This window comes from Mycobacterium saskatchewanense, assembly GCF_010729105.1.
In the GTDB taxonomy this organism is placed as follows: domain Bacteria; phylum Actinomycetota; class Actinomycetes; order Mycobacteriales; family Mycobacteriaceae; genus Mycobacterium; species Mycobacterium saskatchewanense.
On the sequence record NZ_AP022573.1, the window covers coordinates 3,003,831 to 3,027,994 of the forward strand.

Sequence of the window (24,164 nt, forward strand, 5' to 3'; positions counted from 1 at the left end):
CTACAGTTGTGTCATGGCAACGAAATCTGACCCGGCGGAAATCGGCGACGTGGAGCCGGTGGCCGACAGCACCGCAAGCCAGGCGCGGCGAGTCGTAGCCGCGTACGCGAATGACGCCGACGAATGCCGCGTGTTCCTGTCCATGCTCGGTATTGGACCGGCGAAGCTCGACACCTAAATGGCTCCCGCGGGCGGGCAACAACCGAAGACTTCCCCGTTCGGGAATTCGGACTTCGTCGTGGTCGCCAATCGGTTGCCCGTCGATCAGGAGCGGCTTCCCGACGGCACCACCGCATGGAAGCGCAGCCCGGGCGGGCTGGTCACCGCCCTGGAACCGCTGCTGCGCCGTCGGCGCGGGGCCTGGGTCGGCTGGGCGGGGGTCCCGGACGACGGGCCCGACGACGAACTCGACCAGGATGACGAGCCCATCGTCCAGGACGACCTGGAGCTGCGCCCGGTGCGGCTGTCCGCCGATGACGTCCGTCAGTACTACGAGGGTTTCTCCAACGCCACCCTGTGGCCGCTGTACCACGACGTCATCGTCAAACCGCTCTACCACCGCGAATGGTGGGAGCGTTACGTCGAGGTCAACCGCCGCTTCGCCGAGGCCACGTCACGTGCCGCCGCAGAGGGCGCGACGGTATGGGTGCAGGACTACCAGCTGCAACTGGTGCCCAAAATGCTCCGCGAGCTGCGGCCCGACCTGCTCATCGGGTTCTTCCTGCACATCCCGTTCCCGCCGGTGGAGCTGTTCATGCAGCTGCCGTGGCGAACCGAGATCATCGAGGGGCTGCTCGGCGCCGACCTGGTCGGGTTCCACCTGTCCGGCGGCGCCCAGAATTTCCTATTCCTGTCGCGACGGTTGATCGGCGTCAACACGTCGCGGGGATCGGTCGGTGTGCGCTCACGGTTCGGTGAGGTCGAGCTCGCGGACCGCACCGTCCGCGTGGGCGCGTTCCCGATCTCGATCGACTCGGCCGACCTCGACGCGAAGGCCCGCCACCGCGACGTGCGGCGGCGGGCCCGCGAGATCCGCGCCGAACTGGGCAACCCCCGCAAGATCCTGCTCGGCGTCGACCGACTCGACTACACCAAGGGCATCGACGTGCGACTGAAGGCCTTCTCCGAGCTGCTCGCCGAGGGTCGCGCCAAACGCGACGACACCGTCCTGATCCAGCTGGCCACCCCGAGCCGCGAACGCGTGGAGAGCTACCAGATCCTGCGCAGCGAGATCGAGCGCGAGGTGGGCCACATCAACGGCGAGTACGCCGAGGTCGGTCACCCGGTGGTGCACTACCTGCATCGCCCGGTGCCGCGCGACGAGCTCATCGCTTTCTTCGTCGCCGCCGACGTCATGCTGGTCACCCCGCTGCGCGACGGGATGAACCTGGTGGCCAAGGAGTACGTCGCCTGCCGCAGCGATCTGGGCGGCGCGCTCGTCCTGAGCGAATTCACCGGCGCCGCAGCCGAACTTCGAACGGCCTACCTGGTCAACCCGCACGACACCGAGGGCGTCAAGGATGCCATCGAGGCCGCGCTCAACCAGACCGAGGAGGAAGGCAGGCGGCGGATGCGGTCGCTGCGACGGCAGGTGCTCGCCCACGACGTGGACCGCTGGGCGCGGTCGTTCCTCGACGCGCTCGCGGAGTCGCGCCCGGACGACGCCGAATAGCTTCAGCCCCGTGGTGTTACGACCCGATCGCTGTGATACTCGATGCAGCGAGAAGGGAGGAATGCCATGATCCGTCGAAGGCTGGCCGCCGGTGCGGGCATCTTCTCGGTGGTCGTGTTGGGTTTCGCGCTGGAGTCGGGCGACCCGGCCCGGGCCGTCGCGCCACCGGCGGACGGCATGTACTCCTTCAACCAGGCGGGAGTGTCGGGCGTGACGTGGCAGGTGACCGCCCTCTGCGATCAGGTCAACGGAAGCCGTTACTACAAGGACTATTCCAACCCCGACATCATGGCGGACTTCTGCGCGCTGAACGTGGTGAGCTCGACCGACGAGCGAATCAGCCGCCAGGACAAGCTGCAGAACTACAGCGGCAGGGCGCGGCTGGTCAGTGGGCTGTGGACCTTCAAGGTCGACATCGCCGACGGCCTCTCGTGCCCGAACGGCGGCACCGGTGCCTCCACCGAGACGTTCGCCTTCGACAACGAGACGATGGCCGGCACGCACACCTCGTTGCACGGCGCGGTCTGCGGCCTGCAGCCGGCAATGAGTAAGCAGCCTTTCTCGTTGCAGCTCAGCGGCCCGCCACCCAGCCCGATCCAGCGTTACCCGTTGCAGTGCAACGACATCGCCATCTGTTACTGATCGGCCGCTAGATCGGTGTGATGTAATTAATCAGCCACTGCTTGCCGATCTTCTTGAAGTCCACCCGCAGGCGGCTGCCGTCGTACAGCGGCTGACGCGACTTGTCGGTCACGGTGCGGTTCATGTAAACCATCACAGACGCCGAATCCCGGTGCGCCGACATGACTCCCACGCCGACGACGTTGGCCTGAACGACGACCTCGCGCTTCTTCGCCTCCGGAATGATCTGCGCATTGGCGCTTTTCTTGAATTCCTGGCGATAGTCGGGCGTCAGCAGCGGGTACGCGTCGGCGAGGCTGCGTTCGACGGTCTGGTAGTCGTAGGCGAAGACCTCGGGTATCCGCTTCGCGGCCAGCCCGGGCAACTCCGCCCGCGCGGCTTGTTCGTCGCGCGTCACCACCCGGTCCCAGTAGAACCACCCGGCGGTCGCCGACAGACCGACGATGCCCGCCACCATCAGGACGCCCAACACGGCGATCACCCAGCGCCGCAAGCGCATCAGTTACCCCCGTCCGGGTACTTCAGGTCGTAGCCGGTCATCCGCCCGGACTCGTCCTCGTGCACGATGACGCGCAGCCGATACGGCATGGACGGCTTGTTGACCCCGTCGATGTCGGCGACCGTGACGCGCACGGACACCAGCACCGAGGCGTTGTCGGTGACCGAGTCGATGCCCTCCAGCGCGGCGCCGTTGACGACCGCCTCGGATGTCGCGTTGGTGGAACGGAACAGGCTCTTGAGGTTCTCGATGTTGTTGTTGGCGCCCAGCATCCCACGCAGCGGGCCGCTGGTGCCGTTGTAGAACCGGTTCACGCTGTCGTCAATGTTGTCCTGCTTGTAGCTGAACATGTTGACCACGGTTTGCGTGGCGGTGTCGACGAAGCGCTGGTCGCGCGCCTGTTCGGCGTCGGCGTGCCGTTGCTGGCCGACGAGCGCGACCACGCAGGCGGCCAGCGCTCCGATCGCCAGCAGGCCGGTGGCGAACGCGATCGAGGCGACGAGGGCGCGATGCGGCCGCCGGCGCGGGGGCGGCTTGACGGGCTTGAGCTGCTTACCGCCCTTGGCTGCGGTCTTGACCGCCGGCTTGGGCGCGACGTCGACGGCGACCGTTGCGGCCTCGGCGGCCTCGCTCGTGGCCGGGCCCGCCGCGCGGGAGGCCCGGCGACGGACGCGCTGCGTCGTCGTCTGTCGATCCGTCACTACATAGGCCTTGGATCAAGCATCAGGTCCACCCAATTCTCGGCACTGGACGCGCCACTCGCGCCGGCCGCGAAAATACCAGTGCCTCCTGCCGGGTCCCTGAACGCTCCCGTGCTCTGGTCGTAGGTGGTGTAGGCCGGCCCGCTGGCCTGCGGCTGCGAGCCCGGAGGCGGCCCCCACGGTTTCTCGGGTCCCGGACCCGCCGGCGGCGGATTGATCCCCTCCGGCGGGGCCGGCGGCGGCAGCCACTTCGGATACGGAAGTTGGGGTGGGACCGGCGGATAATTAGGCGGCATCCACGACGGGTTGCCGGGCGGGGGCCCACTGTCGTTGGGCGGCGGCGGGTCGAACGCCGGCTGGTGCGGCGCCGGGCCGGGCCCCGGCACCACGCCGGGCGGGGGCGGCCCGGCGATGGGCGTGCCCGGATCCGGATCGGCGCCCGGCGGGATGTACGGGAACTTGTTCGGTGGCAACACATTCAGCCCGTTCGTCACCGGCGTGTCGTAGGGCACCGGCGGACCGCGCCACGGGTTGCGGCCCACCGGCACATATCCCTTCGGGTCGCGACAGAGCTGAATCGTGGGCGCCCGCTTGCCGGGGAATTCCTGGCACGGATAGTTGCGCGCGCCGCGTACGGTGCTCGGGTCGCTCTGGGCGACCTTGCAGTACATGTCCCTCGGGAGCTCCCGCAAGGTCTCGTCGGCCGGCGTGCGCATCAAGGGCGGCGGCAGGAAGCCCACGGCGCACGGCGGCGGGTCGTTCAGGTCGAGCTTGAAGTCGAGCTTGGCACCCTCGTCCTGCGGCACACCGCCGGCGGCCGTCGTGATGGCGGCGAACAGCGCCGGCAACACCACCAGCAGTTGCTCGATGGACTTGTGGTAGATCACGCCCACCCGGCCGAGGTTGGCCAGGCTCGCCGCCAGCGCCGGGAACGTCGGTCGGATGCCGGAGAACGCGGTGCTGGCTTCGTCGGCCGCGCCGGGAGCAATCGACAGTGTCGAGCGCAGCTGCGGGTCGGCCTGATGGACCTCGGAGGTGAACCGCGCCAACCCGTCCGACAGGGACTTGATGTCGGCGCCGGCGCGGATCTGCGCCTGCAGGAACGGCCCGGCCTGGTCGATCAGCTGCGAGATCTGCGGGTAGTTCGCGTTGGCCTCGTCCACCAGCAGCCGCGCCGACTCGAACAGCCGGGCGAGCTCGGGACCCGATCCGTTGGCCGCGGCGAAGGTCTCGTGCAGCAGCTCACGCAGGCGCGTATCCCCGAGGCTGTTGACCAGCGTCTCGGCCCGCTTCAGCAAGTCGGCGACGTCCTGACCGATCCGCGTGTTCTGCCGATCGATCCGGAAGCCGTTGTGCAGCTTGCCCGTTGCCGGCAGGCTGGGCGGCACCAGGTCGATGTACTGCTCGCCGACCGCCGACACGCTCTTGACGGTGGCGGTGACGTTCGACGGGATGGCGGTGCCGCTGTTCAGCCGCATCGTGGCGGTGACCCCGTTGGGGTTGAGGCCCACCGACTCGACCCGCCCCACCGCGACGCCGCGATAGGTGACGTTGGCGTTCTGATAAAGCCCGCCGCCGGCGACGAAATCGGCAGTGCCGGCGTAGGTTCCGAGCCCGAACGTGGCGGGCAGCCGCAGGTAGAAGATGGCCATCAAGGCCAGCGTGACCGCAGTGATCACCGCGAAGATCGAAAGCTGGATCCGAGTGAGTTTGTCGATCATCGTGCCGCCCCTTGCTGCGCTTCCGAACCCGAGGCGGTGCCGGGCGGAATCTTGAACGGATCGGCGGCCTGCCCCGACAGGTTGGCGAGTTCACCTGTCAGGAAGTCGGGGGGGTTCAGGATCTCGCTCATGTGCATCATGTTCGGATCGAGCGCGTAGGACGTGGTGAAGAACGTCTCACCGATCCGGCGCAGGGTGAGGTCGAACGTGGTGAACACGTTGAGGTAGTCGCCTCGCACGGCCTGTTTGATGCCGAAGTTCGGGAACGGGAACGTCAGCAGCAGCTGCAGCGAGGTGACGAAGTTCTTGCGATTGTCGTTGAGGGCCTTGACGACCGAGTACAGGTCCTTGAGGTCTTCGGCGAAATCCACCTTGGTCTTGGCCAGGACGCGGGATGTCACCAGCGCCAGCCGCTTGAGAGACGAGAACGCCTCGACGATGTGGTCGCGATTCTTGTTGAGCACCCGGATCGCATCGGGCAGCGTGTCCAGTGCCCGGCCCAGGTTGTCCCGGTCGCGCGCCAGCGTGGCAGAGAATCGGTTCAGCCCGTCGACCGCGTCGATGATGTCGTTGACCTGCTGGTTGAGCCCGCCCGTCAGCTCCGCCAGCCTCGGCATCAGGTCGGCGAACTGGTCCTGCCGACCCGCGACGGCCTGATAGGTCTCGTCGGTGATCTCCTCGAGCGCGCCGACATTGCCCTTGTTCACGACGACGCCGAGGGCCGAGAGCACTTCCTCGGTGGTGGGATACCGGCCGGTGCGCGATTCGGGGATCTTCGAACCGTCGGTCAGTTTGCCGGTCGCAGGCTTGCCCTTCGGGCGGGCGAGGTCGATGTGCATCGAACCCAGCAGCGAGGTCTGGGCCACCGTCGCTGTTGCGTTGGCCGGCAGGTCGACATTCCCGTTCAGCGCCAGTTTCACCGCGGCGTAGAAGGATCCGTCGGCCCGCTGCTCGGCCGCGATGCCGGCCACGCTGCCGACGGTGACGTCGTCCACCATGACCGGCGAGTTCTGCGGCAGCGTCGCCACGTCGGGCAATTCGACGGTGATCGAGTAGGCACCGCCGCCATGGCCCGCGGTGCCCGGCATCACCAGCGAGTTGAGCCCGCTGAACTGGCAACCGGCCAGCAGCGCGCCGGCGGCCGTCAAAACGCCGCAGCGCAGCCAGATTCGGCTCATCCGCCGCCCTCCTGATCGGGCGGCGCGGGCGGGCTGGGTGCCGCGTTCGGCGGCGGCCCCGGCAACGGCCCGAACGCGGGGTTCGGGCCGGGAACCGCGCCGGCGGGTGGCGGACCGGGCGCTGGCCCGGTTTGTGGGGCCGACGGGACAAGCAGAGCCTGCAGGTCAGTCGGATTCTCGGTGGGCGGCGGCTGAGTGCCCTTCGCGGGAATCCAGGTCAGCTGCGGGATGGGGGTGGCCGCCTTGGCCTTCGTCTCGGGCGTGTCGTAGATGATCTGGCCCTTGTACGCGGTGATCGTGTTGAGTGGGTGGAACATCACCGGCGGGTAGTTCACCGCCAGCCGGCGCAGCACCGGGCCCAGGCGCTCGCGGCAGAGCTCGGCGCGCTTGTAATAGTCGGGAGCCCTTGTGCCGGCGGCGGTATCGAACGATCCGCCGCAGATGAACTGCACCGGGTTGGCGAACTCGGGTATCGACAGCAACCCGTTCAGTGTGCCCTGCGCCGGGTCGTAGATGTTGTAGAAGTTGGCGATGCCGGGCCCGGCCACGTGCAGCACCTGCTCGATGTTCTCGCTCTGATCGCTCAGCGTCTGCGCGAAGTCGTTGAGCTGGTTGACCGTATCGATCAGCGTCGAGTTGTTCTCGTGCAGGAAGCCCCGGATGTCCGAGAGCGCCTTGTTCAGCGTGCCGAGCGTGTTGTCGAGATGTCGCGAGCTGTCGGCGAGCACCTGCGATACCGAGGCGACGTTCCCGGCGAACTGCACGATCTGTTCGTTGCTCTTCGACAGCGCGTTGACCAGCACCTGCAGGTTCTTGACCGTGCCGAAGATGTCGCCGCGTGAATCACCGAGCCGGCCCGCGACCTGCGAGAGCTCGCGCAGCGCGTTGTGGAACGAGTCGCCCTTGCCGTCGAATGTGTCTGCGGCCTGGTTGATCGCCGCGCCGAGCGGCCCCTGCATCGATCCGGTCGTCGGACCGAGCTGGACAGCCAGCTGGGTCAGCGCCTCCTTCACCTCGTCCCATTCGACCGGCACCGCTGTGCGGGCCAGGTCGATCGTTCCCCCGTCGGGCAGGACAGCCCCTCCGGTGTAGGCGGGGGTGAGCTGAACGAAGCGGGCCGCCACCAGGTTTGGCGAGATGATGACGGCTTTCGCGTCCTTGGGGATCTTGACGTCCTTGGACACCGACATGGTGATCATGACGTCCGACGGCCGCGGTTCGATGGTGTCGATCGAACCGACCGGCACCCCGAGGATGCGCACCTCGTCTCCGGGGTAGAGCCCGACGGCCGACGCGAAGTAACCGACGATCTTCCGGTTGTTGCCTTGCGACGACAGGACATACACGCCCCCCACCAGCACCGCGATGAGCGCGATGATGGTGGCGTAGCGCAGGCCACTGCTTCCGGAAATCCGTCTGATCATGGCGATTTGGGCCTGATGATCCATCGTTCCTGGATCAGCCCGCGCAGGTAGTCGGCGAGGCTGGCCGGCAGCTTGCCCGGCTGGTAGAAGAAGTCGAACATCGCCGCGAGCAATGGCGCCGGGATCACGCCATAGACGTTGACGTTGAACCCGGGTCCGGAGCCCACCACCTCGCCCAGCTCGGTGGCATAGGTCGGTAGCCGTTTGAGCGCCTCGGTGATGTAGTCCCGACGCTGGTTGAGGTTGTCCAGCACCGCATTCAGCTTGGACAGGGCCGGTCCGAATTCCTTGCGGTTGTCGGCCACGAACCCGGAGATCTGCGCCGAGACGTCGTCGATGCCCGAGATCAACTGGCCCAGCGCGGCCCGCCGCTCGTCGAGCGCGGCGAACAACTCGTTGCCGTCGTCGACCAGCTTGTTGACCTGCTCCGCGCGCTGCGCCAACACCGAGGTCACCGACTTCGCGTGCGCCAGCAGGCCTTGCAATGCCTCGTCGCGTCGGTTCAGCGTGCGCGACAGCGATGTCACGCCGTCCAGGGCTCCGCGCAGTTCCGGGGTGGCGTCGTGGAGCGTGTCGGTGAGGACGTTGAGGGCCTGTTCGAACTGCGGCTTGTTCAGGTTGTTCGCGTTGTTACCGAGGTCCTCGAGCGCGCCGGCCAACGTGTACGGGGTGGTCGTGCGGCTGAGTGGGATGGTGGTGGCCCGGCCGCCGCCCGCCGGGGTCACCGAAATCGAGCGCTCGCCGAGGATGGTGTCGGTGCGGATAGCGGCGAGCGACTGGTCTCCGATCACGACGTGGCGATCGACGTTGAAGGTCACCTTCGCGCTGTCGCCGGCCAGGCTGACCGACTGCACCTTGCCGACCTTGAAGCCGGACACATACACGGAGTTGCCGCCCTTGATGCCGCCGGCATCGCTGAAATACGCCTCGTACGTTTTGCCCTGCGGGAAGAACGGCAGGCTCGCATAGCCGAACGCGATGAGCACGACGCAGACCACCAGGACCACACCGAAGATGCCGGTGCGCAGCGGATCGCGTTCGCGCTTCGGGTTATTTGACAAAAGCGCACCTCCCCTTGCTCGGATCGACCTGGCCACCCAGGGGGAGCAGGATGTCGCCGCCCACCGGCCCGTTGATCTTGATCGTCACGGAGCAGAAATAGATGTTGAAGAAGGAGCCGTAGGCCCCCAGCGCGGCCAGCCGCAGGTAGTCCTCGCCCAGCTGCTCGACGTCGTTGTTCACCTCGGCCTTGCGGTTGTCCAGCTCGGTCGCCAGCGGGCGGGTGTTCTCGATGATGCCCTGGAGCGGCCGTCGCGAGTTCTTCAGCAGCTCCGTGAGATCCGTCGTGGTCGACGCAAGCGGGGGGATCGCCCCCGCGATGTCGTCCTTGTTCTTGGCCAGTCCGGTGATCAGCTGCTGCAGTTGGTCAACGCTGGCCGAGAACTGCGCGCTCTTGTGGTCGATGGTGCCCAGCACCGAGTTGAGGTTGGCGATCACGTCGCCGATGAGTTGGTCCCGCTGGCCGAGCGCCGTCGAGAAGGCGCTGGTGTTGGACAGCACGTCAGACAGCGCCCCGCCCTGGCCCTGCAACAGCTGGATGACGGCACTGCTGATCGTGTTCACCTTGTCGGCGTCCAGGCCCTTCACCACCGGTCGCAACCCGCCCAACAACGCATCGAGGTCCAGCGCAGGCTGGGTGTGCTGCGAGTTGATGGTGCCGCCCGCCGGGAGCTTGCGTAGCTCCCCGGGCCCCGACGTGATCTCCAGGAACCGATCGCCGACGAGGTTTTCGTACCGGATCGCCGCCCGCGTCGAGGAATACAGCGTGTAGCGCCGGTCGACCCCGAACTTCACGTCAATGGTGTTGTCCTGGTTGAGCTTGATGCCGGACACGGCACCGACCGGCACGCCCGCGATGCGGACCTTCTGCCCGGCTTTCAGCTTGGACACGTCGGTGAAGGTCGCGTGGTAGGTGTTTTCCGCGCCGAAGCGGAAGTCACCGAAGACGATCACCAGGCCCGCGGCGACCAGGAGCATCGCCACCGTGAACGCGCCGACCTTGATCACCATCGAGCGGTGCGACGGCATCCCCGAGGCCGCCATCAGAAGTCGTCCCTTTCCGCGAAGGAGCCGTGGAACAGGAACTGCAGCGTCGAGGGCGCGTCGAACTGCAACTCGGTGAACGGCTCGTACGGGATGTTGGCGTTATCGGTGACCAGGAACGGCGCACGGTAGAACGAGCCGCCGGTCTGCTTGGTCGGAATATCGGGCAACCCACGGCAGTTCGGGCCGCCGGAGGCATTGACGACCGGCAGGGATTCCGGATAGGTGTAGGCCGGCGCGCCCAGCACGAAGCTCGACGACGTGAACAGGCCCGCCTTGCGAACGCCGAGCAGGGGGGCGAATTCCTTGATGCCGCGCTCGATGCCCGCGAACAGGCAGCCGAGTTCCGGCGAATAGTCGTGGGCCACCTTGAGCGGGGCCCGCAGCCGGTTGATGGCGTCGACGAAGTTCTGCTCGGCCGGCTCCACCGCCTCATAGGCGTTGTTGGCCAGTCCGATCGTCGCCAAGAGTGTGTCGTTGAGGTTGCTCTTCTGGTCCACCACGGTCCTGCTGATCGTCGGCAGGTTGTCGAAGATGGTGTTGAGGTCCGGGGCGGCGTCGGCGTAGCTGTTCGTCACGATCGCGGTCTTGCGGAAGTCCTCCTGCAGCGCGGGCAGCTTCGGATTAGCCTGACGCGCCAGAGTGTTCAGGCCGGCGAGCACCCCGCCAACGTCGTCGCCGTGACCGCGCAGCCCCTCGGCCAGCGCGCTCAGGGTCCCGTTCAGCTCCACCGGGTCGATCTTGTGCAGCAGGTCGATCAGGGACTGGAACAGCGTATTGACCTCCAGCGCCACGGCCGAGGCCGCGACGTGCGCGTCCGGGCGCAGTGAGGTCGGCGAAGGGGTCTGTGGCGGAATGAATTCTACCGACTTGGCGCCGAAGATGGTGTTGCCGGCGATGCGAACCGTCGCGTTGGACGGAATGAAATGCATGTCGTCGCTGCTGATCGCCAGCGTCAACCGCGCCTGGTCGGCGGCGTAGTCGATGGCCTCGACCTTCCCGACCTGAACGCCGCGGTACTTGACCTTGGCGCCCTTGTCCATCACCAGGCCCGCGCGGGGAGCCGACACGGTGACGGTGTCGACCGAGGCGAAAGCCGCTGTGTAGGAAAGGTAAGTGAGGGCGGCGAACGCCACGATCAGGCTGGCCAGCAGCGCAGCTGCCAGCCGGACACTCGTGCGTCGCGATCCGCCGTCTGCCATGTCTTTGAGGGGTCCCCCTTCACCCGGAGAGGTTGAAGTTACCGGACGCCCCGTATACCGCGAGCGAGATGAACAAAGTAATGACGACCACGACGATCAGCGAGGTCCGCACGGCCTGACCCACTGCGATGCCGACCCCGATCGGGCCGCCGCTGGCGTTGTAGCCGTAATAGGTGTGGATCAGCATCACCGCGATGGACATCACGATGGCCTGCAGGAAGGACCACAGCAGATCGGACGGGATGAGAAAGGTATTGAAGTAATGGTCGTAGAGACCCTTGGACTGCCCGTTGATGTAGACCGTGGTGAAGCGCGCCGCGAAGAAGGCGGCGAGCACCGACAACGAGTAGAGCGGAATGATCGCGACGAGCCCCGCGATCAGCCGGGTCGAGACCAGGTACGACACCGAGTGCACCGCCATGCATTCCACGGCGTCGATCTCCTCGGATACCCGCATGGCACCGAGCTGCGCGGTGGCGCCGGCGCCAATGGTGGCCGCCAGCGCGATACCCGCGATCACCGGGGCGACGACGCGCACGTTGAGGAAGGCGGACAAGAACCCGGTCAGCGCCTCGATACCGATATTACCCAGGGACGAATAGCCTTGCACCGCAATGACCCCGCCGGATGCCAGCGTCAGGAAAGCCGCGACACCGACAGTTCCCCCGATCATCACCAGAGCGCCCGCACCCAGGGTCATCTCGGCGATGTTGCGGATCGTCTCCTTCCGGTACCGGGTGAGCGCGTTGGGGATATAGCGCAGGGTTTCGCCGAAAAACAATGCCTGCTCGCCGAAGTCGTCGACCGGCCCCTGCAGCTTGGAGACCGCGTTGCGCAGCCGGTAGGTGAGGTCGTAGCTCATCGCGGGTTCACCTGCTCATCACTTGGCCGTGACTCGGACACCGACGGCCGTCATCACGACGTTGATGACGAACAGGCAGATGAACGCGTAGACGACGGTTTCGTTCACGGCGTTTCCGACGCCCTTGGGGCCGCCCTTGACCGTCAAGCCGCGGTAACAGCCGACCAGCCCGGCCATCACGCCGAACAGCAGCGCTTTGATCTCGGCGAGAACCAGTTCCCGCAGCCCGGTGAGCACGGTCAGCCCGTTGATGAAAGCACCCGGGTTGACGCCCTGAAGGAAGACGGAGAACACGTATCCGCCGGACAGGCCGATCGCACAGACGAGGCCGTTGAGCAACAGCGCCACGACGGTGGACGCCAGCACGCGCGGGACCACGAGCCGTTGGATCGGGTCGATGCCGAGCACCCGCATGGCGTCGATCTCTTCGCGGATCGTGCGCGCCCCGAGGTCGGCGCAGATCGCGGTCGCGCCCGCCCCAGCCACCACGAGCACCGTCACCACCGGCCCCAACTGCGTGATGGTGCCGAATGCCGTTCCCGCGCCGGACAAGTCGGCGGCGCCGATCTCGCGGAGCAGGATGTTCAGGGTGAACGCCACGAGGACGGTGAACGGGATGGACACCAGGAGCGTGGGCACCAGGGACACCCGGGCGATCATCCAGGTCTGTTCCAGGAACTCCCCGAACTGGAACGGCCGGCGGAACGCCGCACGGCCGGTGTCGATCATCATTTCGAAGAACCCGCCGACAGCACGGGCGGGAACCGCGAGTTGCTCGATCAACTCCGCACCCCCCTCTGCTGCTCGCGGCGAAGCCTATGTGCCGCCTTTGCATTGCCTTCGGTCGCTTGCGGCTCGGTGTGAGCCGGATCATATTAACTCAGATGGACTTCACGGTGTCAATGAACACGAATTCCGTATCAGAAGCGTTAATTTGCAGGTCAGGACCGTTGTGCCGTTATCAATCTGACACACGTTCTACCTCAGATTTCCCTCCGGTCATACGGCGGTAGGCCGCTATTGCTCCATCAGCCCGACCGCGGAAAAGTTCTTTTCGGGATCGCGCCCAGCAAAGTATTTCTGCAACGTCGCGCTAAGTTCGGCAGGGTCCCACGCCGCCCCCTCGGCGCTGAACTTATGCTCGGCGGTCGGTGCCGCAACCAGCGTCACCTGGGGACCATAGACGATGAATACCTGACCGTTGACCTCGGCCGACGCCGGGGACGACAGGAACTGCACGAGTTTGACCACGTGTTCGGGTGACAGCGGGTCGATCTGCCCCTCACCCACCTCCGGCGCGGCGCCGAAGACGTCGGCCGTCATCGCGGTGCGGGCCCGGGGGCAGATGGCATTGGCGCAGATGCCGTAGCGGCCCAGTGCCCGCGCGGCGGTGAGGGTCAGCGAGATGATGCCCGCCTTGGCGGCGCCGTAGTTGGCCTGACCCACCGGGCCGACCAGACCGGCCTCCGAGGCCGTGTTGACGATCCGGCCGTAGATCGATCCGCCGGCGTCCTTGGCCTTGGCGCGCCAGTAGGTGGCCGCGTTGCGGGTCAGCAGGAAGTGGCCGCGCAGGTGCACGGCGATCACCTGGTCCCACTCCTCGTCGGACATGTTGAACAGCATGCGGTCGCGGGTGATCCCGGCGTTGTTGACCACAATGTCGAGCCCGCCGAGCCCGTCGGCGGTGGCGACCAACTCGTCGGCGGTCGACCGCTGGCTGATGTCGCCGGCCACCGCGATCGCTTTCGAACCGGCGGCGTTGATCTCGTCGATGACGTCGGAGCCGTCGAGGCCGGCGGCCATGTCGTTGACGACGACCGTCGCCCCGAGCCGAGCCAGGCCGAGCGCTTCTGCCCGACCCAGTCCCGCGGCCGCACCGGTCACCACCGCGACCTTCCCGGAGAGATCGGTCGCGTTCGTGCTGCTAGTCAATTTATGAATACCTCTAGTCTTTCGGTGCCGCGCTCTAGTCCTGACGCAGCAGAGCCGCGCGTGGGCATTCTGCGATCGCCTGCTCGGCCAACTGCTCCTGGTCTGCGGGGATGGGGTCGAGCTTCACGACCGCGTAGTCCTCGTCGTCCAGGTCGAAGATATCCGGCGCGATCCCCAGACACACCGCATTCCCTTCGCACCGGTCACGGTCCACGATCACGCGCACAGCACCCTCCTAGAAGATGGCCGTCTCGTTCCGTCAGTATGCAGGTCCACCATAGGGCCCCGAAGCCGCGGGGGAAATGGTCGCTGGATTCACAGACTAGAACGTGTTACAACCGGGAAGGCGAACGGGTAGCCGTTGGTTGCGGTGCGGCTTGTGACGTGGAACGAACTCAATATGAAGGACGGCTGAAATGCGCATCAGTTACACCCCCGAACAGGAGGAGCTGCGTCGCGAGCTGCGGTCGTACTTCACCACGCTGATGACACCGGAGCGCCGCGAGGCGTTGAGCTCGACACAGGGCGAGATCGGGATCGGCAACGTGTACCGCGAGACCGTCGCCCAGATGGGTAAGGACGGGTGGCTCACCCTTAACTGGCCCAAGGAGTACGGCGGCCAGGACCGCTCCCCCATGGACTCGCTGATCTTCACCGACGAGGCCGCCATCGCCGGTGCTCCCGTGCCGTTTCTGACGATCAACAGCGTCGCGCCGACGATCATGGCCTTCGGCACCGATGAGCAGAAGAAGTTCTTCCTGCCCAAGATCGCCGCCGGGGACCTGCACTTCTCGATCGGTTACTCCGAGCCCGGAGCGGGCACCGACCTGGCCAATCTGCGCACCTCCGCCGTCCGCGACGGCGACGACTACGTCATCAACGGCCAGAAGATGTGGACCAGCCTAATCCAGTACGCCGACTGGGTGTGGCTCGCGGTCCGCACCAACCCCGAAGCCAAGAAACACCGCGGGATCTCGATGCTGGTGGTGCCGACGACCGCCGAGGGCTTCTCCTGGACGCCCGTGCACACCATGGCCGGCCCGGACACCAGCGCCACCTACTACTCCGACGTGCGGGTGCCGGTGACCAACCTGATCGGCGAGGAGAACGGCGGCTGGAAGCTGGTGACCAACCAGCTCAACCACGAGCGGGTCGCCCTGGTGTCGGCGCAACCGATCATCGTGGCCCTGCGGGAGGTCCGTGAGTGGGCGCAACACACCAAGGACGCCAGCGGGGCGCGGCTCATCGACTCGGAGTGGGTTCAGATCAACCTGGCCCGCGTGCATGCCAAGGCCGAGGTCCTCAAATTGATCAACTGGGAGCTGGCGTCGGCGGCGAGCGAGAATTTGTCGCCGGCGGACGCCTCGGCGGCCAAGGTGTTCGGCACCGAGCTGGCCACAGAGGCCTACCGGCTGCTGATGGAGGTGCTGGGCACGGCCGCGACGGTGCGCCAGGATTCGCCGGGCGCGCTGCTGCGCGGCCGGGTCGAGCGGATGCACCGCGCCTGCCTGATCCTGACCTTCGGCGGCGGTACCAACGAGGTGCAGCGCGACATCATCGGCATGGTGGCGCTGGGCCTGCCGCGAGCCAACCGCTGAACCTCTTCTCTTAAGGACCGACACCATGGATTTCACCACCACCGAAGCCGCCCAAGACCTCGGAAACCTGGTCGACAGCATTGTCGATGCGGTGTGCACGCCCGAGCACCAGCGCGAGCTGGACGGTCTGGAGCACCGCTTCGACCGCGACCTGTGGCGCAAGCTCGTCGACGCCGACATCCTGACCAGCGCCTCGCCGGCGTCGCTGGGCGGTGACGGTTTCGGACTCCTCGAACAGGTCGCCGTGCTGGTGGCGCTCGGCCATCGGCTGGCCGCGGTGCCCTACCTGGAATCGGTGATGCTGGGTGCCGGCGCCCTGGCCCGGTTCGGCTCGGACGAGCTGCAGCAGAGCTGGGGCGCGCCGGCCGTCGCGGGTGAAAAGATCGTCACGGTCGCGGTTTTGGGCGAGATGGGCGAGGGTCCGGTGCAGGCCGCCCGCGCCGGTGACGGCTACCGCCTCACCGGCACCCGAACCCAGGTCGGTTTCGGCCCGGTGGCCGACGCCTTCCTGGTCGCGGCCGAAACGGACTCCGGCTCTGCGGTCTTCGTGGTCACCGCCGACGATCCGGGGGTTTCGGTGACGCCCATGGAGACCACCGGGCTGGGCTGCGTCGGGCACCTGGCGCTGGAGGGCACCGAGGTGAGCGGAAGCCGTCTGCTGGGTGGCCCCGAGGTCGTCGTGTGGCTCGACACCCTCACCGCCCTGGGCCGCAGCGCGTTTCAGTTGGGCGTGCTCGAGCGGGGACTCCAGCTGACCGCCGAATATGCCCGCGAGCGCGAGCAATTCGACCGCCCGATCGGCAGTTTCCAGGCCGTGGCCCAGCGGCTGGCCGACGGGTACATCGACGTCAAAGGCTTGCGGCTGACGCTCACCCAGGCCGCGTGGCGGGTCTCGGAGGACATCCCCGCCGAGATCGACGTGGCGAGCGCGGCGTTCTGGGCCGCCGACGCGGGTCACCGGGTCGCGCACACCATCGTGCACGTGCACGGCGGCGTCGGCGTCGACACCGATCACCCGGTACACCGCTACTTCCTGGCCGCCAAGGAGGCGGAGTTCGCACTCGGCGGTGCCACCGGCCAGCTGCGCCGCATTGGCCGCGAACTGGCGGACACCCCTGCTTAGCCCGGCGACGATGCGGTCCGTGCAACGGACCGAGGAGGAGTCGGGCCATCGTGTTTAGCCCGGCGACGATGCGGTCCGTGCAACGGACCGAGGAGGAGTCGGGCCATCGTGTTTAGCGGGGCAACCGACCTCACGGTCACCGAGCTGCTGGTACCGCTGGCCGAGATCGACGATCGCGGAATCTATTTTGAAGACTCCTTCACCAGCTGGCGCGACCACGTCCGGCACGGTGCGGCGATCGCAGAGACGCTGCGCGAGCGGCTCGACCCGTCGCGACCGCCGCATGTCGGCGTCCTATTGGAAAACAGCCCGTTCTTCTCCGCGATGCTGGTGGCGGCGGGGATGTCGGGGATCGTGCCCGTGGGGCTCAACCCGGTGCGCCGCGGCGCCGCGCTGGCCCGCGACATCGCGCGCGCCGACTGCCAATTGGTGTTGGCCGATGCGAATTCGGCTGCCCCGCTGGACGGTATCGAGCACGTGAACGTCGATTCCCGCGAGTGGGCCGACAAGGTGGCCGGGCACCGCGACGCCGAGGCACGCTTCCGGTCCGCGTCTCCCGCGGACCTGTTCATGTTGATCTTCACGTCGGGCACCAGCGGTGAGCCCAAGGCGGTGAAGGTCAGCCACGGCAAGGTGGCCGTCGCCGGGGCGATGATGGCGCAGCGATTCCAGCTCGGCCCTGAAGACGTCTGCTACGTGTCGATGCCGCTGTTCCATTCCAACGCCGTGTTGGTGGGCTGGTCGGTAGCGGCGGCCTGCCGGGGCTCGATGGCGTTGCGGCGCAAGTTTTCCGCGTCGAATTTCCTGGTGGACGTTCGCCGCTACGGCGCCACCTACGCGAACTACGTCGGCAAGCCCTTGTCGTATGTGCTCGCCACGCCGGAGCGGCCGGACGATGCTGACAATCCGCTGCGGGCGGTCTACGGCAACGAGGGCGTGCCCGGCGACATCGAGCGCTTCGGGCGCAGGTTCGGTTGCGTGGTCCAGGATGGCTTCGGGTCGACGGAGGGCGGCGTGGCGATCGCCCGCACACCGGACACCCCGCCGGGCGCGTTGGGCCCGCTGCCCGAGGGCATCGAGATCGTCGACCCCGAGTCCGGAAAGCCGTGTCCGCCCGGTGTGATCGGCGAGCTGGTGAACGTGGCGGGCGCAGGGCGCTTCGAGGGTTACTACAACGACGAGGCGGCCGAGGCCGAGCGGATGGCCGGAGGCATCTACCACAGCGGTGACCTGGCCTACCGCGATGACGCGGGGTTCGCGTATTTCGCTGGACGGCTGGGTGATTGGATGCGGGTCGGCGGCGAGAACCTGGGTTCGGCGCCGATCGAGAGGGTGCTGCTGCGGTTTCCCGACGTGAGCGAGGTGGCGGTATACCCCGTGCCCGATCCCGTTGTCGGCGACCAGGTGATGGCCGCGGTGGTGCTGGCGCCGGGGCTGCGGTTCGACGCGGAGAAGTTCCGCACCTTCCTGGCCGAGCAACCGGACTTGGGACCGAAGCAGTGGCCGTCGTATGTGCGCGTGAGCGCTCAGCTTCCACGAACGGCCACCTTCAAGGTGCTCAAGCGTCAGTTGTCGGCCGAGGGAGTCGATTGCGGCGATCCGGTATGGCCGATACGCGAATTGCGATAATCCCCGATTAGCTGCCTCCCATAGCTGGATTTCCTCGCGATCCCGGTGCGACAAATGAATTCAATGTTTGTCGTCTCGCAGCACCGTTTGGCATTTGAAAAACGAAATTTTCAACATAGGAACGAACCGATGCTTGCTGTTTAACGCCTGTCTAACAAAGATGTAACTGCCGGGAAATGTTCTAACGTCGCCGGTTTCAGTCAGAGCGGAACACAGTAGCGCGAGGGATTGAATGTCGTATTTAGTTGCTGCGCCGGACCTCATTACCGCGGCGACAACGGATCTGGCAGGCATCGGCTCGATGGTCGCCCGCGCCCACGCGGCGGCCGCGGCACCGACGACAAATTTGGTGTCGGCGGCCGAGGACGAGATCTCGGCGGCCATCACGGCGTTGTTCTCCGAGCATGCCCAGGGCTACCAGGCGTTGGCGGGGCAGGCAGCCGCATTTCATGACCAGTTCGTGCGAACGCTGGCTTCCGGCGCCGCGGCGTATGCCGGCGCCGACGCGTTCAACATATCGCCGTTGCAGGGCGCCTTGGACTTGATCAATCTGCCGACGGAAGTGCTCTTCGGGCGCCCGCTGATCGGAAACGGCACCAATGCCACCGCGCCCGGCGGGCGTGGCGGTGACGGCGGGCTGCTGATCGGAAACGGCGGCAACGGTGCCGCGGGTGTCAGCGGACAGAACGGCGGCAACGGCGGATCCGCCGGAATGTGGGGCAACGGCGGCGTGGGCGGCGCCGGCGGCAGCGGCGGCGCCGCCGGTGGCAACGGCGGCAACGGCGGGTTGCTTTTCGGCGTCGGTGGGGCCGGCGGCATGGGTGGCGCCGGCGCCGGCACCGGGGGCAACGGCGGCAGCGGCGGATGGCTGTTCGGCGGCGGCGGCCCCGGTGGTATGGGGGGCTACGGAGGTGGCACCGGCGGCAACGGCGGCGCCGGCGAGCTGCTGTTCGGCGCCGGCGGCAACGGCGGCGCCGGCGGAACCGGCACGACCGGCCTCGATGGAGGTGGCCCCCACGGCGCTGGCGGCGCCGCGGGCAACGGCGGTCATGGCGGCAACGGGGGCGGAGGCGGCTGGCTCAGCAGCGGAGGGGCCGGTGGAACCGGTGGGAGCGGCGGCGCCGGTGGCACCGGTGACGCCGCCGCCACGGCCGGCGCGCTGGGGGCGGACGGCGGCGTGGGTGGCAACGGCGGCGCTGGTGGCGCCGGGGGTCACGGCGCCCTCTTGTTCGGCCAGGGTGGCCCGGGGGGCGCCGGTGGGGTCGGCGGTACCGGTGGTACGGGCGGCACGGGCGGGGACGGCGTCGGATTGATCGGCACCACTCCCGCGATCACGGGCGGAACCGGCGGCACCGGCGGGAACGGTGGCACCGCGGGCATAGGCGGCGCCGGCGGCGCGGCCGGCCAGCTGTTCAGCGCGGCGGGGCCAGGCGGCGGCGTGGGAGCGGGCGGCACCGGTGGCGCTGGCGGAGCGGGCGGCACCGGTCTCAACGGGCTTTCGCCAGTCGACGGCACCGGTCTCTCCGGCTTCGGCGGCGGCACCGGCGGGCATGGTGGACAGGGCGGCCAGGGCGGCGCCGCCGTGCCGGGTGGTGTGGCCGGTGATGGCGGCGCCGGGGGCGCCGGTGGCCAGGGCGGCAACGGCGGGCAAGGCGCCACCGGCCTGGTCGGCGGCGGTCTCACCGGCACGGGCGGCAACGGTGGGGATGCCGGAGCCGGGGGGGCGGGTGGCACGGGCGGGGCCGCGGGCGGTGTCGGCGGCACGGCCGGCCGCGGCGGAGCCGGGACAAGCGGCGGGCACGGCGGCAACGCGGGCGGCGGGAGCAACGGCACAACCCTGACCGATGGTGGTGCCGGAGGACAGGGTGGCCTAGGGGGTGGCGGCGGCACCGGTGGGGCCTCCGGGGCCGCCAACGGCGGCCATGCGGGTACCGCGGGTATTAACGGCAGCGGCGGTGGCGGCGGTGACGGCGGCAACGGCGGCCAGGGCTTTGACGCGACGAATGCGCTGGCTGGAACGTCCGGCACCAATGGCGGGGCCGGCGGGGCCGGCGGGGTCGGCGGGGCGGCCGGCGGTGCGGGCGCGACCTCGGGTGCCGGCGGCAACGGCGGCACCGGTGGGGTCGGGGGTGATGGCGCCAACGGGGCCGACTCGTTGACCGGCCTGACCAAGGGAGGCGACGGCGGTAACGGCGGTAACGGCGGTGACGGCGGTCAGGGCGGCGCCACGGCGCGACCACGGCACCGCCGGCAGTGACGGCACCAACGGCAGCGGCGGCAACGCCGGCAACGGCGGTGACGGCGGCCAGGGGTATGACGCCAAGACGTTGAGTGCGGTGTTGGGCACCTCGGGCACCGACGGCGGCACCGGCGGCGACGGCGGCACCGGCGGGGCGGCCGGCGGTGCGGGCGCCCATGCCGGTAACGGCGGCACCGGCGGTGGTGGTGGAACCGGTGGTGATGGCGCTGATGGCACGGTGCTGACCAATGCGGGCAACGCCGGTGCGGGCGGCAACGGCGGGGCCGGCGGGGCTGGCGGGTCGACCGCCAATGGCGGCAGCTCTGGTGTCGACGGCAGCGGCGGCGACGCCGGTGACGGCGGGGTCGGCGGCCAGGGGTATGACGCGAGCACCAGTGCGTTGACCGCACCCGGCCAAGCGGGCACCAACGGCGGCAACGGCGGTAACGGCGGGGTCGGCGGGGCCGCGGGTGGGGCCACCGCAACCTCGGGTGCCGGCGGCAACGGCGGAGCAGGTGGGGTCGGGGGCAGCGGCGCCAACGGGGCTGACTCGTTGACCGGCCTGACCAAAGGACAAGACGGCGGGGCCGGCGGTAACGGCGGTGACGGCGGTCAGGGCGGCGCCCACGGCGCGACCAACGGCGGCCCCGCCGGCAGCGACGGCACCAACGCCAACGGCGGCAACGCCGGCGACGGCGGGAACGGCGGCAAGGGCTACGACGCCAACACGTTGGGCATGTTGGGCGATGCCGGCACTGATGGCGGCAACGGCGGGGCCGGCGGCGTCGGAGGTGATGCCGGTGGCGCCGGCGCCCACGCCGGTAACGGCGGCACCGGCGGTGGTGGTGGCGCCGGTGGTGATGGCGCCAACGGCGCCTTACTCAACGGCCTGGACGGGGGCAACGCGGGCAACGGTGGCCTAGGTGGCGACGGGGGCGCGGCCGGCGCCGCCCATGGCGGCACCACCGGCACCGATGGCAGCGGCGGTGGCGGCGGTGACGGCGGCAACGGCGGTCAGGGCTTTGACGCGACGAATGCGCTGGCTGGAACGTCCGGCACCAATGGCGGGGCCGGCGGGGCCGGCGGGGTCGGCGGGGCGGCCGGCGGTGCGGGCGCGACCTCGGGTGCCGGCGGCAACGGCGGCACCGGTGGGGTCGGGGGTGATGGCGCCAACGGGGCCGACTCGTTGACCGGCCTGACCAAGGGAGGCGACGGCGGTAACGGCGGTAACGGCGGTGACGGCGGTCAGGGCGGCGCCCACGGCGCGACCCACGGCGGCACCGCCGGCAGTGACGGCACCAACGGCAGCGGCGGCAACGCCGGCAACGGCGGTGACGGCGGCCAGGGGTATGACGCCAAGACGTTGAGTGCGGTGTTGGGCACCTCGGGCACCGACGGCGGCACCGGCGGCGACGGCGGCACCGGCGGGGCGGCCGGCGGTGCGGGCGCCCATGCCGGTAACGGCGGCACCGGCGGTGGTGGTGGAACCGGTGGTGATGGCGCCAACGGAACCCAGGGCGTCACGTCATTGATCGGCGGTGGCCAAGGCGGCGACGGAGGCAACGGCGGCGACGGTGGCACCGGAGGGGCGGCAGGCTCCATCGTCAACGGCGGCAGTACCGGTGCTGACGGCGTCGACGGCAACGGCGGCAACGCCGGCAACGGCGGCGACGGCGGACGCGGCTTCGACGCCAGCGGCCTTACCGGCACCGGGCTCAGCGGCGGTGACGGCGGCAAGGCGGGCGACGGCGGCGTCGGCGGAGCCGCCGGCGGTACGAGCGCAATGTCCGGCCAAGGCGGCAACGGCGGAACCGGCGGGACCGGGGGCGGCGGCGCCAGCGGGTCCAATGCCGTCACCGGCCTGACCAAGGGAGGCGACGGCGGGGCCGGAGGCAACGGCGGTGACGGCGGCCTGGGCGGCGCCCACGGCGCGACCAACGGCGGCACCGCCGGCAGCGACGGCACCAACGGCAGCGGCGGCACGGGGGGCAACGGCGGGATCGGCGGCAAGGGCTACGACGCCAACACGTTGGGTCTTCTGGGCGATGCCGGCACGGACGGCGGCCGCGGCGGTGACGGCGGCATCGGAGGGGCGGCCGGCGGCACCGGGGCCCACAGCGGCAACGGCGGCACCGGCGGTGGTGGCGGCGCCGGCGGCGATGGCGCCGACGGCACGCTGCTGACCAACGCCGGGGATGGTGGCGACGGCGGAGTCGGCGGCAACGGTGGCTCGGCTGGGTCGACCACCAACGGAGGCTCGGAGGGCTCCAACGGCGGCGGCGGCACCGGCGGCACGGGCGGCAACGGCGGCAACGGCTACGACGCCAGTGGCCTGACCGGCACCGGCACCTCCGGCACGAACGGCGGCAGCGGCGGCACGGGCGGCGACGGCGGCGCCCCCGGCGGCACTGGCGCGACCGGCGGCCAGGGCGGCGACGGGGGCAAGGGCGGCTACGGCGGCAACGGGGCGACCGGAACGGGCAACGCCGGAACCGGGGGCGCCGGCGGCAACGGCGGGGACGGCGGCGACCCGGGACGGGGCGGCATTCCGGGAGCGGCCGGTGGCACCATGGGCGCCGAGGGAGCCGGCGGCGACGGCGGCAAGGGCGGCGCCGGAGGTGACGGGGGCGCCGGTGCCGCGGGCGCAAACTCGCTGCCTCAGTTGCAGCTGTCGCAGGCGCCCACCGGCACGGCGGGGACGTCGTCGTCGATCAACGGCGGAGCGGGCACCGACGCGACCAACACTCAGGAAACGGGCGGAACCGGTGGGGCGGGTTACGGCAGCCCACTCGGCCTCAACCCGACCGGCGGAAACGGTGGCACCGGCGGCAACGGCGGCCCACTCGGCACGGGCGGGACGGGTGGCGCCGGTGGCGGTGGCTCGGTGCTCGGCGGGCGCGGCGGCGACGGCGGCGACGGCGGCAGTGGCGGCCTTGGGGGTGCCGGCGGTGGCGGCGGTGGCGTTTTGCTGGGGACCAGCGGCGGGACCGCCGGCAACGGTGGCACCGGCGGCGACGGCGGGAGCGGAGGGCTCACCGGTGGCATCGGCGGCCCCGGTGGAAGCGTCGCCGTCGGTCTGGGCAGCCACGGCGGTAACGGCGGCACCGGCGGTAACGGTGGCACCGGTGCCACCGGCGGCACAGGCGGCACGGGAGGCCACGGCGGCACGGGAGGCGCCGGCGGCGCGAACGGAGGCAGCGGCGGTGCGGGCGGCGCAGGCGGTGCCGGCGGCCAGGGCGGCACCGGTGCCACCGGAGGCTACGGCGGCATGGGCGGCGCCGGCGGCGACGTGCTCGTCGGCGCCGGTGCCGGCAGCCAGGCCGGCAACGGCGGAACGGGCGGCACCGGCGGCACCGGCGGGATCGGCGGCACGGGCGGCACCGGTGGAAACGGTGGAAACGGCGGCGCTCCCGGTGCCGGCGGCAACGGCACGGGCGGCGGGGGCGGAGCGGGCGGCGCCGCGGGCACCGGCGGCACCGGGGGCGGTAGCGGTACCGGCGGCGACGGTGGTCGCGGCGGTCTCAGTGTGCTCGGTGCGGGCGGCGTTGCCGGCGGCCAGGGCGGCACCGGCGCGGCCGGCGGCGCCGGCAGCGGCGGCGGCCAAGGCGCCGACGGCAGCGCCGGGTGAGGACCGCTTGT

General features: G+C 69.4%; 20 protein-coding genes. 8 read left to right on the forward strand and 12 right to left on the reverse strand.

Annotated elements, in window-relative coordinates; translation table 11 throughout:
• Positions 1–13 precede the first annotated feature (13 nt).
• From G6N56_RS14055 to G6N56_RS14065, 3 genes are all read left to right on the forward strand, one after another.
• A complete protein-coding gene (locus tag G6N56_RS14055; RefSeq protein WP_142280413.1) occupies positions 14–178 on the forward strand; it encodes a hypothetical protein in 165 nt (54 codons plus the stop codon).
• Positions 179–1,672: an alpha,alpha-trehalose-phosphate synthase (UDP-forming) gene (locus tag G6N56_RS14060; RefSeq protein ID WP_085253873.1), complete on the forward strand. Its 1,494-nt coding sequence runs from the start codon at positions 179–181 to the stop codon at positions 1,670–1,672. It abuts the gene before it with no gap.
• A 66-nt stretch (positions 1,673–1,738) separates the two neighbouring features.
• Entirely contained in the window at positions 1,739–2,314 is a 576-nt protein-coding gene (locus G6N56_RS14065; protein ID WP_085253872.1) for a hypothetical protein, read from the forward strand.
• Positions 2,315–2,321: 7 nt separating this feature from the next.
• On the opposite strand, the gene G6N56_RS14070 is transcribed toward G6N56_RS14065, so the two are convergent.
• From G6N56_RS14070 to G6N56_RS14125, 12 genes are all read right to left on the reverse strand, one after another.
• Positions 2,322–2,813 (reverse strand): mammalian cell entry protein, encoded by a 492-nt coding sequence (locus tag G6N56_RS14070; protein WP_085253871.1) that lies wholly within the window; start codon positions 2,811–2,813, stop codon positions 2,322–2,324.
• Positions 2,813–3,514: an Rv1363c family protein gene (locus G6N56_RS14075; RefSeq protein WP_085253870.1), complete on the reverse strand. Its 702-nt coding sequence runs from the start codon at positions 3,512–3,514 to the stop codon at positions 2,813–2,815. The genes G6N56_RS14070 and G6N56_RS14075 overlap by 1 nt, the downstream gene beginning before the upstream one ends.
• Positions 3,514–5,235: a virulence factor Mce family protein gene (locus G6N56_RS14080; RefSeq protein WP_085253869.1), complete on the reverse strand. Its 1,722-nt coding sequence runs from the start codon at positions 5,233–5,235 to the stop codon at positions 3,514–3,516. Before G6N56_RS14080 ends, G6N56_RS14075 begins: the two co-directional genes overlap by 1 nt.
• The gene (locus G6N56_RS14085) at positions 5,232–6,413 is read right to left on the reverse strand and encodes a virulence factor Mce family protein (RefSeq protein ID WP_085253868.1); all 1,182 of its coding nucleotides are present in this window, start codon (positions 6,411–6,413) and stop codon (positions 5,232–5,234) included. The genes G6N56_RS14080 and G6N56_RS14085 overlap by 4 nt, the downstream gene beginning before the upstream one ends.
• Positions 6,410–7,837, reverse strand: a complete 1,428-nt coding sequence (locus G6N56_RS14090; RefSeq protein WP_085253867.1) for a virulence factor Mce family protein — start codon at positions 7,835–7,837, stop codon at positions 6,410–6,412. Before G6N56_RS14090 ends, G6N56_RS14085 begins: the two co-directional genes overlap by 4 nt.
• Positions 7,834–8,898: a virulence factor Mce family protein gene (locus G6N56_RS14095; protein WP_085253866.1), complete on the reverse strand. Its 1,065-nt coding sequence runs from the start codon at positions 8,896–8,898 to the stop codon at positions 7,834–7,836. Before G6N56_RS14095 ends, G6N56_RS14090 begins: the two co-directional genes overlap by 4 nt.
• Positions 8,888–9,940 carry an MCE family protein gene (locus tag G6N56_RS14100; RefSeq protein ID WP_085253865.1) on the reverse strand — a complete coding sequence of 351 codons (1,053 nt, stop codon included), beginning with the start codon at positions 9,938–9,940 and terminating at the stop codon, positions 8,888–8,890. Before G6N56_RS14100 ends, G6N56_RS14095 begins: the two co-directional genes overlap by 11 nt.
• Positions 9,940–11,142 (reverse strand): MCE family protein, encoded by a 1,203-nt coding sequence (locus G6N56_RS14105; RefSeq protein ID WP_085253864.1) that lies wholly within the window; start codon positions 11,140–11,142, stop codon positions 9,940–9,942. Before G6N56_RS14105 ends, G6N56_RS14100 begins: the two co-directional genes overlap by 1 nt.
• Before the next feature lie 19 nt (positions 11,143–11,161).
• Positions 11,162–12,004 (reverse strand): MlaE family ABC transporter permease, encoded by an 843-nt coding sequence (locus G6N56_RS14110; RefSeq protein ID WP_085253863.1) that lies wholly within the window; start codon positions 12,002–12,004, stop codon positions 11,162–11,164.
• Between the two features lie 18 nt (positions 12,005–12,022).
• The gene (locus tag G6N56_RS14115) at positions 12,023–12,787 is read right to left on the reverse strand and encodes an MlaE family ABC transporter permease (protein ID WP_085253862.1); all 765 of its coding nucleotides are present in this window, start codon (positions 12,785–12,787) and stop codon (positions 12,023–12,025) included.
• A 234-nt stretch (positions 12,788–13,021) separates the two neighbouring features.
• Complete coding sequence (locus G6N56_RS14120; RefSeq protein ID WP_085253861.1) at positions 13,022–13,936, reverse strand: 3-oxoacyl-ACP reductase; 915 nt, start codon at positions 13,934–13,936, stop codon at positions 13,022–13,024.
• Positions 13,937–13,970: 34 nt separating this feature from the next.
• Positions 13,971–14,162: a ferredoxin gene (locus tag G6N56_RS14125; protein WP_085253860.1), complete on the reverse strand. Its 192-nt coding sequence runs from the start codon at positions 14,160–14,162 to the stop codon at positions 13,971–13,973.
• Between the two features lie 190 nt (positions 14,163–14,352).
• Between G6N56_RS14125 and G6N56_RS14130 the strand changes: the two genes are divergently transcribed.
• From G6N56_RS14130 to G6N56_RS29475, 5 genes are all read left to right on the forward strand, one after another.
• Entirely contained in the window at positions 14,353–15,534 is a 1,182-nt protein-coding gene (locus G6N56_RS14130) for an acyl-CoA dehydrogenase (RefSeq protein ID WP_085253859.1), read from the forward strand.
• 25 nt (positions 15,535–15,559) lie between these two features.
• Positions 15,560–16,657: an acyl-CoA dehydrogenase family protein gene (locus G6N56_RS14135; protein WP_085253858.1), complete on the forward strand. Its 1,098-nt coding sequence runs from the start codon at positions 15,560–15,562 to the stop codon at positions 16,655–16,657.
• A gap of 108 nt (positions 16,658–16,765) precedes the next feature.
• Entirely contained in the window at positions 16,766–18,286 is a 1,521-nt protein-coding gene (fadD17, locus tag G6N56_RS14140; protein ID WP_085253857.1) for a long-chain-fatty-acid--CoA ligase FadD17, read from the forward strand.
• A gap of 232 nt (positions 18,287–18,518) precedes the next feature.
• Complete coding sequence (locus G6N56_RS14145) at positions 18,519–20,543, forward strand: PE family protein (RefSeq protein WP_163645120.1); 2,025 nt, start codon at positions 18,519–18,521, stop codon at positions 20,541–20,543.
• Positions 20,491–24,153 (forward strand): PE family protein, encoded by a 3,663-nt coding sequence (locus G6N56_RS29475; protein WP_163645121.1) that lies wholly within the window; start codon positions 20,491–20,493, stop codon positions 24,151–24,153. Before G6N56_RS14145 ends, G6N56_RS29475 begins: the two co-directional genes overlap by 53 nt.
• The last annotated feature ends 11 nt before the right edge of the window (positions 24,154–24,164 follow it).

What these genes read in the sequence shown, in the direction of transcription:
- G6N56_RS14055 (WP_142280413.1), top strand. Translation starts at nt 14, where the DNA reads ATGGCAACGAAATCTGACCCGGCGGAAATCGGCGACGTGGAGCCGGTG.
- G6N56_RS14060 (WP_085253873.1), top strand. Translation starts at nt 179, where the DNA reads ATGGCTCCCGCGGGCGGGCAACAACCGAAGACTTCCCCGTTCGGGAAT.
- G6N56_RS14065 (WP_085253872.1), top strand. Translation starts at nt 1,739, where the DNA reads ATGATCCGTCGAAGGCTGGCCGCCGGTGCGGGCATCTTCTCGGTGGTC.
- G6N56_RS14070 (WP_085253871.1), bottom strand. Translation starts at nt 2,813, where the DNA reads ATGCGCTTGCGGCGCTGGGTGATCGCCGTGTTGGGCGTCCTGATGGTG.
- G6N56_RS14080 (WP_085253869.1), bottom strand. Translation starts at nt 5,235, where the DNA reads ATGATCGACAAACTCACTCGGATCCAGCTTTCGATCTTCGCGGTGATC.
- G6N56_RS14085 (WP_085253868.1), bottom strand. Translation starts at nt 6,413, where the DNA reads ATGAGCCGAATCTGGCTGCGCTGCGGCGTTTTGACGGCCGCCGGCGCG.
- G6N56_RS14090 (WP_085253867.1), bottom strand. Translation starts at nt 7,837, where the DNA reads ATGATCAGACGGATTTCCGGAAGCAGTGGCCTGCGCTACGCCACCATC.
- G6N56_RS14100 (WP_085253865.1), bottom strand. Translation starts at nt 9,940, where the DNA reads ATGGCGGCCTCGGGGATGCCGTCGCACCGCTCGATGGTGATCAAGGTC.
- G6N56_RS14105 (WP_085253864.1), bottom strand. Translation starts at nt 11,142, where the DNA reads ATGGCAGACGGCGGATCGCGACGCACGAGTGTCCGGCTGGCAGCTGCG.
- G6N56_RS14110 (WP_085253863.1), bottom strand. Translation starts at nt 12,004, where the DNA reads ATGAGCTACGACCTCACCTACCGGCTGCGCAACGCGGTCTCCAAGCTG.
- G6N56_RS14130 (WP_085253859.1), top strand. Translation starts at nt 14,353, where the DNA reads ATGCGCATCAGTTACACCCCCGAACAGGAGGAGCTGCGTCGCGAGCTG.
- G6N56_RS14135 (WP_085253858.1), top strand. Translation starts at nt 15,560, where the DNA reads ATGGATTTCACCACCACCGAAGCCGCCCAAGACCTCGGAAACCTGGTC.
- G6N56_RS14145 (WP_163645120.1), top strand. Translation starts at nt 18,519, where the DNA reads ATGTCGTATTTAGTTGCTGCGCCGGACCTCATTACCGCGGCGACAACG.